The 12,708-nt window shown below is 71.9% G+C and carries 12 protein-coding genes; 5 read left to right on the top strand and 7 right to left on the bottom strand.

The window, feature by feature from the left end; genetic code table 11:
- The first annotated feature begins 21 nt into the window (after positions 1–21).
- Positions 22–642: a YigZ family protein gene (locus AB0H64_RS17945; protein WP_357625345.1), complete on the top strand. Its 621-nt coding sequence runs from the start codon at positions 22–24 to the stop codon at positions 640–642.
- Positions 643–659: 17 nt separating this feature from the next.
- On the opposite strand, the gene AB0H64_RS17940 is transcribed toward AB0H64_RS17945, so the two are convergent.
- Entirely contained in the window at positions 660–1,889 is a 1,230-nt protein-coding gene (locus tag AB0H64_RS17940; protein ID WP_357625342.1) for an isochorismate synthase, read from the bottom strand.
- Positions 1,890–2,129: 240 nt separating this feature from the next.
- Between AB0H64_RS17940 and AB0H64_RS17935 the strand changes: the two genes are divergently transcribed.
- Positions 2,130–2,978, top strand: coding sequence for an SGNH/GDSL hydrolase family protein (locus AB0H64_RS17935; RefSeq protein ID WP_357625339.1), 849 nt, complete (start codon positions 2,130–2,132; stop codon positions 2,976–2,978).
- 34 nt (positions 2,979–3,012) lie between these two features.
- Here AB0H64_RS17935 and AB0H64_RS17930 read toward each other — a convergent pair whose 3' ends face one another.
- The 3 genes from AB0H64_RS17930 to AB0H64_RS17920 form a co-directional block, all read right to left on the bottom strand.
- Positions 3,013–3,744, bottom strand: a complete 732-nt coding sequence (locus AB0H64_RS17930; protein WP_357625337.1) for an HNH endonuclease family protein — start codon at positions 3,742–3,744, stop codon at positions 3,013–3,015.
- Positions 3,745–4,033: 289 nt separating this feature from the next.
- Positions 4,034–5,521, bottom strand: a complete 1,488-nt coding sequence (locus AB0H64_RS17925; protein ID WP_357625334.1) for a glycosyltransferase — start codon at positions 5,519–5,521, stop codon at positions 4,034–4,036.
- Between the two features lie 520 nt (positions 5,522–6,041).
- Complete coding sequence (locus AB0H64_RS17920) at positions 6,042–7,088, bottom strand: Rv2578c family radical SAM protein (protein WP_357625332.1); 1,047 nt, start codon at positions 7,086–7,088, stop codon at positions 6,042–6,044.
- 134 nt (positions 7,089–7,222) lie between these two features.
- Here AB0H64_RS17920 and AB0H64_RS17915 point away from each other — a divergent pair, with 134 nt between their 5' ends.
- The 3 genes from AB0H64_RS17915 to AB0H64_RS17905 all read left to right on the top strand — a co-directional run bounded on the left by AB0H64_RS17915 (position 7,223) and on the right by AB0H64_RS17905 (position 9,482).
- On the top strand, positions 7,223–7,486 hold the full coding sequence (locus tag AB0H64_RS17915; RefSeq protein WP_357625330.1) for a DUF3040 domain-containing protein: 264 nt from the start codon (positions 7,223–7,225) through the stop codon (positions 7,484–7,486).
- Between the two features lie 312 nt (positions 7,487–7,798).
- On the top strand, positions 7,799–8,446 hold the full coding sequence (locus tag AB0H64_RS17910; RefSeq protein WP_357625327.1) for a PadR family transcriptional regulator: 648 nt from the start codon (positions 7,799–7,801) through the stop codon (positions 8,444–8,446).
- Between the two features lie 172 nt (positions 8,447–8,618).
- Positions 8,619–9,482 (top strand): alpha/beta hydrolase, encoded by an 864-nt coding sequence (locus AB0H64_RS17905; RefSeq protein ID WP_357625325.1) that lies wholly within the window; start codon positions 8,619–8,621, stop codon positions 9,480–9,482.
- A 9-nt stretch (positions 9,483–9,491) separates the two neighbouring features.
- On the opposite strand, the gene AB0H64_RS17900 is transcribed toward AB0H64_RS17905, so the two are convergent.
- The 3 genes from AB0H64_RS17900 to AB0H64_RS17890 all read right to left on the bottom strand — a co-directional run bounded on the left by AB0H64_RS17900 (position 9,492) and on the right by AB0H64_RS17890 (position 12,706).
- Complete coding sequence (locus AB0H64_RS17900) at positions 9,492–11,093, bottom strand: penicillin-binding transpeptidase domain-containing protein (protein ID WP_357625323.1); 1,602 nt, start codon at positions 11,091–11,093, stop codon at positions 9,492–9,494.
- A 45-nt stretch (positions 11,094–11,138) separates the two neighbouring features.
- Positions 11,139–11,858, bottom strand: a complete 720-nt coding sequence (locus AB0H64_RS17895) for a lysophospholipid acyltransferase family protein (RefSeq protein WP_357625321.1) — start codon at positions 11,856–11,858, stop codon at positions 11,139–11,141.
- A gap of 251 nt (positions 11,859–12,109) precedes the next feature.
- A complete protein-coding gene (locus tag AB0H64_RS17890; RefSeq protein WP_357625319.1) occupies positions 12,110–12,706 on the bottom strand; it encodes a CoA pyrophosphatase in 597 nt (198 codons plus the stop codon).
- Between the last annotated feature and the right edge of the window lie 2 nt (positions 12,707–12,708).

Below are 12,708 nucleotides of genomic sequence, written 5' to 3'. Positions count from 1 at the left end.
TAAAGGCGGTAGCGTGGTGACGTGTCCTCTTCGTACCTCACCCTGAAAACCGGCATCGAGCACGAGACGGAGGCGCGGCGGTCCCGGTTCGTATGCGCGATGGCGCCGGTGAGCGGGGTGGAGGAGGCGCAGGAGTTCATCGCCGGGCGCCGCAGGGCCCATGCGGGAGCGACGCACAACTGCACCGCGTACGTGATCGGGCAGCGCCTGCAGAAGGGCGACGACGACGGCGAGCCGGGCGGCACGGCCGGCACCCCCATGGTGCAGGCCCTGGTCGGCCGGGGATTCAGCGACGTGGTGGCGGTCGTCACCCGCTACTTCGGCGGCGTCCTGCTGGGAGCCGGCGGCCTGGTCCGGGCGTACGGATCGGCGGTGACGGAGACGCTGGACCGGGCGGAGGCCGTCCGCATGGTGCCGGCCCGGCTGGTGCGCGTGTCGGTGGCGCACGACCAGGCGGGCCGCGTCGAGAACGGCCTGCGCGCCTCACGGTACGCCGTGCGGGACGTCGCCTACGGGGCGGCCGTCGAGTTCGCGGTCGCGGTGGGCGAGGACGAGGTGCCGGCGTTCACGGCGTGGCTGGCGACGCTCACGGCGGGGCGGGCCCGCGTGGAGACCGGCGAGGGCATCCACGTCCCCGGCTGACGCCGCACGGGCCGGGGTCAGCCCTCCAGCGCGTACTGCATGACGCGGAACTTGGCCTGGGCCTCGGCCAGCTCCGAGCTGGGGTCGGAGTTGCCCATGATGCCGCCCCCCGCGAACAGCCGGGCGCGGCGCCCTTCCACGACGGCCGAGCGCAGGGCGATGCCCCACTCGCCGTCGCCGTGGGCGTCGATCCAGCCCACCGGACCGGCGTACCCCGCGCGGTCCATGCCCTCCAGCTCGCGGATCACCTCGATCGCCGTGCCCGTCGGCGTGCCGCCGACGGCGGCGGTCGGGTGCATGGCCGCCACGACGTCCAGCACGGACGCCCCGTCGGCCAGCCGCCCGGTGACGTGGCTGGCCAGGTGCTGGACGTTCGGCAGGACGAGCAGCTCCGGCTCGTCGGGCGTGTGCAGCGAGGAGCACAGCGGCGCGAGCGTCTGCCGGACGGACGCGATGGCGCACTCGTGCTCGTGGCGGTCCTTCTCCGAGGCGAACAGGGCCGTGCCGCGGGCGAGGTCGTCGGCGGCGCTGGTGCCGCGCGGCGTCGTGCCGGCCAGGACGAGCGACTCGATGTGCTTGCCGGTACGGCGGACCAGCAGCTCGGGCGTCGCGCCGACGAGGCCCGCGACGGAGAAGGTGTAGCACTCCGGGTAGCGGCGGCTGAGCCGGTCCAGCAGCAGCCGGATGTCGATGGGGCGCTCGGCTGTGGCCAGCAGGTCGCGGGCCAGCACCACCTTCTCCAGCTCGCCGGCGCGGATGCGGCGGGCGGCCCGGGCCACGATGGCCTCCCACTCGGGCGCGGTCAGGCTGCCGTCGCTGTAGCGGATGCGGCCCGGCGTGCGGATCGGGGTGAACGGCTGCAGGCCCGGCTCGCCGACCGTGGTCAGCCAGGCGCGGCCGTCGCGGCGGGCCAGGATCGTCCGGGGCACGATCAGGGTGGAGCCGGGCGCGTCCTCGTCGAAGGTGAACGTGCCGAAGGCGACGGGCCCGGAGCCGGGCGTCTGGACGGCGTCCTCGATGCGGGCGTCGCCCAGCACGTCGGCCAGCCACTGGCGGGCCCACGCGAAGCGGCGCGGCCCCGGCGGCACGGTGACGCGAGCGGCCTCCCCCCAGCCGACGAGCCCCTCGCCGTGACGGATCCACGCGAACGGCGCGGTCCTCGGCAGGGAAGCCAGCAGGTCACCGGGGTCGCCCACGGGGGTGGTGCGAACCGGTAGCGGGCGGGTGGTTCCGAGCGCGACACTCACCCAAGACACTCTATGCGGGAACTGAACACGTTCGACTGTGACCCCCTGGAATGGGTGGTAACGGTCATGGATCCAAGAAAAACCTCGACATTTGCCAATTTGGGGTCCTAGCGGGCTGGACCCCTGGGCCCGCCGGGCCTCGGGGCGACTGTCAAGCCGCGATATGAAGTCGGTTGTGAAATGGCCGACCTTCCCCGCCGGTCATAGCCGGTCCAAGATCGGGTCCCTACCTTGAGGGCCATGATCCCTCGCCTGCTCGCCGCCCTGGTCCTCCTGTCCGGCCCCGGTGCCGTGCAGGCCGCCGCGCAAGTCGCCGCGCGGGCCGACACCGGCGTCCCGGCGCCGACGTCGATGGTGGCTCTGGGCGACTCGATCTCCGCGGGGTTCAACGCCTGCGGCTGGTACGTCTCGTGCACCTCCCGCTCCTGGTCGGCCGGCGACAACGCCGACGTCGCCAGCCACTACCTGCGGCTGCTGCGGCTCGACGGCGACCTTCGCGGGCACAACCGCAACCTCGCCGTGCCCGGCGCGACCAGCGCCGGCCTGATGAGCCAGGTACGCCAGGCGATCGACCTCAAACCCGGCTACGTGACGATCCTCATCGGCGCCCAGGACGCGTGCGTGGGCACCGAGCGGGAGATGACGCCGGTGGAGGTGTACCGGCAGCGGCTGGACGCGGCGCTGGCGGCGCTGCGTGACGGGGTGCCCGGCGTGCGGGTGTTCGTGGCCGGCATCCCGGACCTGCGGCGGCTGTGGCACGTCGGCAGGGGCAACGTGCTCGCCCGCACGTTCTGGACGGGCGGGCGGATCTGCCAGTCCATGCTGGCCCGCCCCTCGTCGGTCAAGCGCGCCGACGTCGCGCGGCGCGAACGGGTGCGGAATCGGGTGATCGCCTACAACCAGGCGGCGGCCGAGGCGTGCGCCGCGCTGGGGGAGGCCTGCCGTACGGACGAGGGGGCGGTGTTCCGGTTCCGGTTCACGCTCGACCACATCAGCAAGTGGGACTTCTTCCACCCGAACGTCGCCGGGCAGCGGGCGCTGGCCGAGACGACGTTCGGCCACGGCTTCGCATGGCTGGACGGCCGGTAGAAGCCCCGGACGGCCCTTTCCCTTCCCGCGGTCGTCAGCGGCACTGGGTGAGCATGGCCTGCTTGTCGGCCGGGATGACCGGCACACCGTACTTGAGCGCGACCTGGGCGAACCGGGTCACGTACGCGCAGCGGATGCGGCGCCGGGGCGGCAGCCAGCTCGCCGGGCCTGAGGCGTCCTTCTGCTCGTTGGCGGCGCCGTCCACGGGCAGCAGGTTGAGCGGGTCGTTGGCGAAGTCCAGACGCTTGGACATCGGCCAGCGGGTGGCGGCCATCCGCCAGGCGTAGGCGAGCGGGACCACATGGTCCACCTGCACCTCGTCGGCGCGGGCCTTGCGCCACTCGATGGACCGGCCCGTGTACGGGTCGGTCAGCCGCATGGCCACCACCTCGCAGCGGGAGCCCTTGCGGTAGCGGACCTCCTGGCCGTCGCGGGTCAGCAGGTCGTCACGGGTACGGCAGCCGTTGCCCGCGTACGGGACGCCGGAGGCGGTGTCGGCCCAGTTGTCGCCGTACCGGGTGCGCGCGTACCCCGTGGAGGGGCCGCGGCCCTTGACACGCAGGCGGGAGATGAGCTTGCGGGCGGCGGCCCGGTCGGCGCCGGAGGTGACGGGGGCCAGGCCGGGGCGGGTGCCGCCGGCGTTGGCGAGCGGGCTGGTGGCGGTGTTGACGGCGGAGCCGGTGGCCTGGGTGCTCTTCGCGGTCCCGAACAGGGAGACCACGAGGACGCCTCCCGCGATGAGCGCGACCGTGTCCTTCGTGCTCAAGCACGCCTCCGAAGTGGGGGTGACGGGGTGTTGGGCACAGATCTCTAGAGAGATTCCCGCCATGGCCGACTTTGACACGGTAAGGCATGGACATCGGGCAGGGCAGGAAGGTGTGACTTGCACGGCCCGAACCCGCGTGACGTCGGCCTCAGCGGGTGATCGTGCGAAGGGATTCCACACGACCCGGGCCGGCCGGGTCGGTGTCCCACCGGTGCGGCCCGCAGGAAACCTGCGGGCCGCGCTGCGCCGTCCGGCCGCGACGCCGGCGCCGGGGTGAAGTGAGGTGCGGTTACGCGGACGAGGCGGGGGCCTGGTTCACGGCCGGGCCGTGCAGGTCGTACGCCATCCGTCCCGGCTCCTCCCGGTCACGGCCGGCGCCGGCCTCACGGGCGGCCTCGCCGTCAAAATCGTCGCCGGCCTCGTCCGCGCTCTGCGGATCGTCCTCGTCCCGGGGGTCGTCCTGCGAAGAGTCCTCGGGGCCGTCCGGGGTCTCCGGGGTGGCGGCGGTCGCGGGTTCCGGCTTGACCCAGGTGCCGTTGCGGCGGGCCAGCAGCTCCTCCAGCAGGGCGTCCCACTGCGCGCCGACGGCGTCGATGTCGTACGTGCGGGCCGTCTCCAGCGCGCCGGCGGCCAGCCGGCGGCGCAGGTCCTCGTCCTCGATCACCCGCATGATCGACGTCGCCAGGTTGGCGTTGGTACGCGGCTTGACGAGCAGCCCGTCGACCTCGTCGGTGATCATCTCCTTGGGCCCGTGCGGGCTGTTGAAGCTGACGATCGCCAGCCCCTTGGCCATGGCCTCCAGGATCGTCATCGGGAAGCCCTCGTGGCGCGAGCTCAGCACGAAGATCGACGCCTTCTCCAGCTCAGCGCCCACGTCGGACGTCGGGCCGGGCAGCACGACCTTGCCCTCCAGGCCGGCCTCGGCGATCTGGGTGCGCAGGTTGTCCTCCTGCGGACCGGCGCCGAAGATGCGCAGCTGCCAGTCGGGGTGCGCCTGCGCGACCTGCTCCCAGGCGGTGATCAGCCGGTGGAAGCCCTTGAGCCGGGTCATCCGGCCGACGGCCACGACGACCTTGGCGTCCAGTTTGGACACGCCGCCCTCCATGGGCGGCACGGCGTTGGGGATCCGCACCAGGCGCTTGGGCTTCTTGGGCAGCGTGGCGCGATAGTCGCGCAGGTCGGCCTTGGTCAGCGTGGTGAGCGCGTCGAAGCGGCGGTAGCGCCACTTGATGAGCTCCTGCATCGGCTCCACCTGCGTGCGCAGGGCCACGTGCTCCTGGCCGACCGTGATGACGCTGGGCAGGGCGAGCTGGGCCATGGCCAGGTTGAGGCCGGGCCGGGTCGCCATGAGCACGCCGGTGTCCAGCGAGCGTATGTAGCGGGCCAGCTTGAGGTCGGTCCACAGGTTGAACCGGTGGTAGGCGGTCTCCTCCTTGGGGATCAGCCGGCTCGGCATCTTCGACAGCATCGCCCGCACGGGATCCGGGCTGGGGTTCAGCCGGTCGTCCAGGAAGCGGAACTTCACCCGCGGGTCGATCGGGAAGAACGGCTGCTCGGCTTCCTTCAGGATGGAGACGATCTCCACGTCGTGCTCACGCGCCAGGTAGCTGGCCAGGTTGAACACGGTTCTGATCGTCCCGCCCATGCCGTTGGCGTGCAGCAGCAGGATCCGGACCTGATGAAGGGAGGGGGGCGGCGCCTTGCGCACCTTGCGCCGGTTGTAGCCCTTGTACAGCCGGACCATCGCCGACCTGCCCTTGCGTGCCAGTGCGCGCACCTGCGGGATCCCCCTTGGCTCGAGAGTGTCACAACACACGTGGCCGGTGGTGAGCCATTCTCACCACCGGCTTATTGTCTCGCTTCGGCGGAGTGCACCATTCATCCCCGTGGCACTATCCCCACCTATGATCATTAGACGCCCCAAATGCCGCTAAGGTTGCACCGGTGATGGAGCCGAGATCTTGCGCCACGTGCGCGTGAGCGGCCCGGGACGGAGAGTGCGCGGGGGGCGGGCAGCCGGGCCGGGGCCGCGGCTGCCCGTCATCTCACCGGCTACGCCTCGTCCGGCTTCCGGCTGTCCTTCTTGGCGTCCTTGACCTGCCTGCTGGTCTTGATCGCTTCCTTCTTGGACTTGCCGGACTTGGTCGCCGGTTTCTTCTTGGCCTCTGCCATCGTTTCCCCCGAGTGGCTATGGTGCCCGAATGGCACACTAGGCCGCTTAATACCCGTTTAGCGCTGAAACCCGACATCGCATCATGGGCGAGTCCAGTCAGGGCTGCCCCATACGCCGCAAAGTGTCACAGCAGAGGCAGTTGTTCGGCCGCCGGAGGCTTGGCGGCCGGTGTGTCCGCGGGGCGCGGCCGGCGGACGCGGCGGGTGCGGCCGGAGGTGGTGGCGCCGACCCCGTGGTGCTCGGCCAGGCGCCTGACCTGCTCCGTGATCCGCCGCTGGTACGCCTGCGGCGCGTAGGCGCCTCTGCCGTACAGCTCCAGGTAGCGCGGCACGAGGCGCGGGTGCTCGCGGGACAGCCACGTCAGCCACCACTCGCGCGCCCCCGGCCGCAGGTGGAGCACGATCGGCGCGATGTGCGTCGCGCCCGCCTCGGCGATCTCCTTGACCGTGCGGTCGAGCTGGGCGGGGGAGTCGGTGAGGTAGGGCAGGATCGGCGCCATCAGCACCCCGCAGTCGATGCCGCGCTCGTTGAGCGTCGCGCACACCTCCAGGCGCCGGCGCGGGTCGGGGGTGCCGGGCTCGGCGGAGCGCCAGGCGTCGGCGTCGAGGAAGCCGACCGAGACATTGGCGCTGACGTCGGTGACCTCGGCCGCCTCGGCGAGCAGGTCGAGGTCGCGCAGGATCAGCGTGCCCTTGGTGAGGATCGAGAACGGGTTGGCGGCGTCGCGCAGCGCCTCCAGGATGCCCGGCATGAGCCGGTAACGGCCCTCGGCGCGCTGGTAGCAGTCGACGTTGGTGCCCATGGCGACGTGCTCCCCGCGCCAGCCGGGGGCGGCCAGTTCCCTGCGGGTCAGCTCGGCAGCGTTGACCTTCACGACGATCTTGGAGTCGAAGTCCGCCCCGGCGTCGAGGTCGAGATAGCGGTGGGTGTTGCGGGCGAAGCAGTAGACGCAGCGGTGGCCGCAGCCCCGGTAGGGGTTGATCGTGCGCTCGAACGGGACGCGGCTGGCGGCGGGCACCCGGTTGATGATCGAGCGGGCGTGGATCTCGTAGAACGTCATCCCCCGGAACTCGGGGGTGTCGAACGTGCGCGTGACCGCGCCGCGGGCGAACAGCGGCACGACCGGATCGTCCGCATCGGTGCCCGTCAGGCGGAGATTGTCCCAGCGCATGTCCTTGATTGGAACATAAGTTCGATGATGATCGCAAATGGAAAGAGGCGGCAATTACCTGACAGGGCGGGGGCTAATGATCTTCAGGGTTGGGCAGAACACCCGCACAGAGCTTGCGTTCCGGAGGTGCACCCATGGCCTGGTCGCAGGACGAGGAGCGATTGCTGGCACAGATCGAACGGCACCTCGTCGACGACGATCCCCGTCTCGTGGCACGACTGGAGTCGTTCAACGAGCGAGTCCGACGCAACGAGGCCAAGGCCACAGGCCAGGGCCGGCTCCGGCCGAGGCCGCGCCGCTCGACGGTCATCATCCTGATCAGCTGGGTGCTCATCGCCACGCTCGTGGCTACCCTGCTGGTCATGGTCCTCCAGCACGGAAGCGCCACGTCCTTCTGATCCGCATTTCCCCATCTCGGCCCATGTGTAGCCGTCTTGGGTGGATTTTTGAGCCTTTGTTGGATGATCGGGCCCGGAGCTCCCGCCGGGGGCGAGGCTGGAGCGATCGGGTCGTCCGCCGGTGCGGTTCCCCACCGTGCACGGCTTGGCCTGCTCCGACAGCGGCGCTCACGGGTGAACAGACGCCCCGTCTCGCCATAGGTCTCTCTTTGTAGTCAATGCCCCACCGAACTCCACTGGCCATGGGCTGCTCGCGTACGTACACTCGTAGACGAGTATTCGTACACGAGCAACCGATCGGAGGCGCGCGAGATGGCGAAGCGGCGGAAGGTGGGAAGCCTGCTGGCCCTCGCCGTGCTGTCCGTCATGGCACAGCGCCCGATGCACGCCTACGAGATGGCCTCCGTCCTGCGGGCCCGCGGCAAGGACCAGGACATGGCGATCAAGTGGGGGTCCCTCTACACCGTCGTGCACAACCTGGCCCGGCACGGCCTGCTGCGCGAGGCGGGCAGCGACCGGCAGGGCGGCCGGCCCGAACGCACCGTCTACGAGATCACCGCCGAGGGCCGCGCCGAGCTGGCCGACTGGACGCGCGAGCTGCTGGCCGACCCGGAGGAGGCGCCGCGCAGGTTCGAGGCGGGTCTGTCGGTCATGGGCGGGCTTCCGCCCGAGGAGGTGACCGCCCTGCTGCGCCGGCGGCTCGACGCCCTGGAGCAGCTCGTCGCCGCCCAGCGGGCGGCGCTGGAGCACGACGCGGGTGACCTCCCGCGGCTGTTCGTCCTGGAGTCGGAGTACGGCCTGGCGATGCGCGAGGCCGAGGCCGCCTGGACCCGGTCGCTGCTGGAGGAGCTGGCCGCGGGCACGTTCCCCCGGCTGGAGGAGTGGCGGGCCTTCCACGGGACGGGCCACCTGCCCGCGGACGTCGCCGAGATGGCCGAAAGGGGGAGCGTCACGGACTGACCTGAACACGGAGGAGGGCCCCGGAGGAGGTGCGGGAACACCGCCGCCGGAGCCCTCGAAACCTCGAAGCGAGACCCGCGCGGGCGGATCCCGGCCACGAGATGGCACTCGCAAGCATATCCGGGCCTCCCCGCGTGGACCTGCACGCCCACACCACGGATGGGGAATGACCATGCGCAACATGAAGACCGTCGTCGAGCACGTGACCTCCGCCGACGGCACCGCCGTCGCCTACCGCCGGCTCGGTGACGGGCCCGGCCTGGTGCTGCTGCACGGAGCCATGCAGACCGGGCCGAGCAACATCGAGCTGGCCCGCGCCCTGGCCGGCTCCCACACCCTCTACGTGCCCGACCGCCGCGGACGCGGCGCCAGCGGCCCCCGGCGTCCCGGCCACGGCGTGCGCCAGGACGTCGAGGACGTCTGCGCGCTGCTCGACGCCACCGGGGCGCGCGACGTGGCCGGGGTCAGCTCGGGCGCGATCATCGCCCTGCTCACCGCGCTGTCCCGGCCGGACGTCCGCCGCGTCGTCGCGTTCGAGCCGCCGCTGGACATCGACGGGTCCAACGACACGGGCTGGCTGGCGCGCTTCGACCGGGAGATCGCCGAGGGGCGGACCAGCGCCGCGCTCGTCACCGGCATGCTGGGCACCCGCATGGGTTCGCCGGTGTTCCGGATCATGCCCCGCCGCCTGATGGAACGGCTCACCACCACGTTCGTCGAGCGGCAGGAGCGGACCGGGACGGGGGAGGAGGCCGGCTTCCGCGAGCTGGCCCCCACGATCCACCACGACGCGCGGTTGGTCGCCGAGACGGCCGGCCTGCTGCCCCGGCTGCGGGAGCTGCGGGCCGAGGTGCTGCTGCTGGGCGGGTCCAGGAGCCAGGCCTACCTGAGGAAGAACCTCACCGCGCTGGAGGGCGTGCTCCCGGACGCCCGGCGGGTCGTCCTGCGCGGCCTGGACCACAACGCCACCGGCAACGCCGCCGCGGGCGGGAAGCCGGAGGCGGTCGCCCGCGAGATCGACCGCTTCCTGTCCTGAGTCCCAGGGCTAGAGGCCGCGCAGGAAGGCGGCGGCGATCGGCGCGGCGACCTTGCCGCCCGTGCCGCCGCCCTCCACCACCACCGCGAACGCCACGTCGCCCTTGAACCCCATGAACCAGGCGTGCGTCTCCAGCTTCTCGCCGGTGCCGTACTCGGCGGTGCCGGTCTTGCCGTGGGTGCCGGCCGGCAGGCCCGCGCCCTTGGCGGTGCCCTTGGTGACCACGGCGGCGGTCAGCTCGTGCATGGACTCCTTGACCCCGTCGGGCAGCGGGTGCTCCTCGGCCTTCTGCGGGAGCCCGGGCACGAGCGTCGGCGGGCGCCAGGTGCCGTCGGCGATGGCGGCGGCCACCGACGCCATCGACAGCGGGCTGGCCGTGATCCGGGCCTGCCCGAACGCCTCGGCGGCGAGCTCGGCGTCGGACTGGGCGCGCGGGAGACTGGCCTTGGTGGCGGGCACGCCGATGTTGAGTGGCTGGTTGAAGCCGACCGACTCCGCCGTCCGCAGCAGCTTGTCGGCGCCGAGCCGCCGCTCGGCCATCGGCGCGAACGTGGTGTTGCACGAGTGGGCGAAGGAGTCGAGGAACGACAGCGACCCGAACTCCTCCTCCTCGGAGTTGCGGATCTTCAGCCCGCCCACGGTCGCGTACTTGGGGCAGGTGACCGAGTCGCCGGGTGCGACGCCCGCGGCGAGCAGCCCGATCGCCGTGACCGCCTTGAAGGTGGAGCCCGGCGGGTAGCGGCCGTCCAGGGCCCGGTTGAAGCCGCCCACGTTGTTGACCACGGCCAGGATCTCGCCGGTGCTCGCCTTCACGGCGACCATGGAGGTGGGCTTCTTGACGTCCTTGACCGCGGCGACCGCGGCGGCCTGGGCGCGGGGGTCGAGGCTGGTCTTCACCGGCTCGCCGTCGGTGCCCTCGATGGTGTGCAGGGTCTTGCCGCCGGTCTGGATCTGGGTCGTCGGGGTGCCCGCGAGCTTCTTCTGGAACGTCTCCTGGAGCCCGCCCCGGCCCACGGCCTGGCCGACCTTGTAGGCGCTGCCGAGCTTGGCGACGTCCTTCTTGGTGGCCTTGTCCAGGTAGCCGACGAGCTGCTGCACCGAGCCGCCGGCCTTGCCGTCGTCGATGCGCCCGCCGTCGGCGTCGGTGATCTCCGCCCGGTCCGGCCAGTTGGTCTTGATCTTGAACGACGCGCCGGCCGTCAGCGACGGGTGCAGCGCGGCCGGTGTCCAGTCCACCTTCCAGGCACGGTCGGCGACCTTGAGGTCGAGCCGTCCCTCGTAGGTCCACTCGCCGATGTTCTTGAGCTTGAGCGTCGCGGTGTACGGGACGCGGGCCCGGTCGTCGGTCTCGGTGACCTTGCCCAGCTTCACCCGCGTGGACTCGACGGCCAGGGCGGTGCGCATCTGGTCGTAGGCGGTCAGCGGCTGCGATGCGGCCAGCTGGGCCCGCATGGCCGCCGTGTCACCCGCCTGCCAGGCGGTGGCGAAGCGCTGTGCCGTCTCGGCCGGGCTGCCCTGGGTGCGCAGCAGGTAGTAGGCGCCGCCCCCGGCGGCGCCGACCACCAGCACGGTGATGCCGGAAACGATCGCGATGGTACGGCCACGCGCCACTGGTCAGCCCCCTGGTCCTCGGCAGCGCTTGCTGGGTGCACGAGCTTAGCCGCGCCCACCGCCCGCCGGGTCCGATGCGACGATCTTCGCTGCGGTCTCCGGCCCGTCGGAGCCGTTGGCCGAGGCCTTGATGCTGGCGGCGTAGGCGGGCACGTACTCCTGGCCGGACAGCTGCTGGATGGCGGCCATGATCTCGTCGGTGACCCGCCGCCGGTCGCGGGCCTTGGTGTGGTCGCCGTCGAACGTCATCGGCTCGCCGATCCGGATGCCGATCCTGGCCGGGCGGGGCACCTTGGCGCCGACCGGCAGCACCTTCTCCGTGCCGCTGAGCGCGACGGGGAGCACCGGCGCGCCGGTGCGCAGCGCCAGCCAGGCCACGCCGATCTTGCCGCGGTAGAGGCGGCCGTCGGGGGAGCGGGTGCCCTCGGGATGGATGCCGAACAGCTCGCCCCGCTCCAGCACCTCGGTGGCCGCGTCGAGCATGGCCTGCGCGGCGTGCGCGCTGTCACGGTCGATGGGCAGACTGCCGCCCAGGCGCATGAACCAGCCGGAGACCGGGTTGCCGGAGAAGTACTCGTTCTTGGCGACGAACGTCACGGGCCGCGGCAGCAGCGTCGGCAGCAGGAACGAGTCGAGGACGGACAGGTGGTTGGCGGCCAGGATCGCGGGGCCCGTCCTGGGCACATGCGCCGCGCCGGAGATGTGCGGGCGGCACATCACATGGGCCAGCGGCGTGGCGGCGAACTTGACCACTTGGTACAGCAATGGGCTCTCCTGGCTGATCGTCGGTCGGCCACCCCACCATAAGGCAGGCGCCCCGGCCGGAGCCGGGGCGCCTGGAAAAGCTGATGAGGCCGATGTGGCGGTCGCCTCCTCGGCGAGATGCACAACACGGCTCCAGCCGAACGGTATTCCGTGAAGGCGGTATTTTGCGGCCCGGGGGACACAGACCACATCGGCCTCATGACTCTAACGGACATCCGGTGACGCGTATTCCACCGGGCCCAAAGATTCGGTCAGGTCCTGGTCCAGTGTGGCTGTGCGACGTCGAAGACCCGCAGCTCACGGCCACGGAGCGCCACTTCGGCGAACTGCCACAAAATCGCCCCCGTCGGCGCGTGGACCACGATCGAGGGGCCCAGCGGCATCTGCAGCAGCCCGGCGCTCCAGCGCGGCACCCCCGGCGCGAGGAACCGCTCCAGCGGCACGGCGTGCACCGAGGCCACCTCGCGCGGGTCCGCCACGGGCCGCTGCCGGCCGCCGAACGCGACGACCGGGGTGATCACGAACCCGGAGTCGGTGACGTAGTCGTCCAGCAGCCCAGCCACCCGCACGCCGCTGACCGCGGTCTCCTCGGCCAGCTCGCGCAGCGCCGCCTCGACCGGCTGCTCGCCGTCGTCCAGCCGGCCGCCGGGCAGCGCCCACTGGCCCGCGTTGCGGCCGTGCGGCGAGCGCCGGATGAGGATCGTGTACGGGTCGCCGGCGTCGTCCTCCAGCACGCACACGGTGACGGCGGCGCGGCGGACGCCGGGGGCGGGCGGCACCTCGCGGCGGGGGAAGGCGGCCAGGCGGGCGGTGACCAGCTCGCGCAGCTCGTCCATCGGGGGAAGCACCG

It is taken from the genome of Nonomuraea sp. NPDC050733, from assembly GCF_040654215.1.
Classification (GTDB): domain Bacteria; phylum Actinomycetota; class Actinomycetes; order Streptosporangiales; family Streptosporangiaceae; genus Nonomuraea.
The sequence above is the reverse complement of the archived record's forward strand: the minus strand, read 5'-3'. Positions and strand labels throughout refer to the sequence as shown.

What these genes read in the sequence shown, in the direction of transcription:
- AB0H64_RS17935 (WP_357625339.1), top strand. Translation starts at nt 2,130, where the DNA reads ATGATCCCTCGCCTGCTCGCCGCCCTGGTCCTCCTGTCCGGCCCCGGT.
- AB0H64_RS17920 (WP_357625332.1), bottom strand. Translation starts at nt 7,088, where the DNA reads ATGCGCTGGGACAATCTCCGCCTGACGGGCACCGATGCGGACGATCCG.
- AB0H64_RS17915 (WP_357625330.1), top strand. Translation starts at nt 7,223, where the DNA reads ATGGCCTGGTCGCAGGACGAGGAGCGATTGCTGGCACAGATCGAACGG.
- AB0H64_RS17910 (WP_357625327.1), top strand. Translation starts at nt 7,799, where the DNA reads ATGGCGAAGCGGCGGAAGGTGGGAAGCCTGCTGGCCCTCGCCGTGCTG.
- AB0H64_RS17905 (WP_357625325.1), top strand. Translation starts at nt 8,619, where the DNA reads ATGCGCAACATGAAGACCGTCGTCGAGCACGTGACCTCCGCCGACGGC.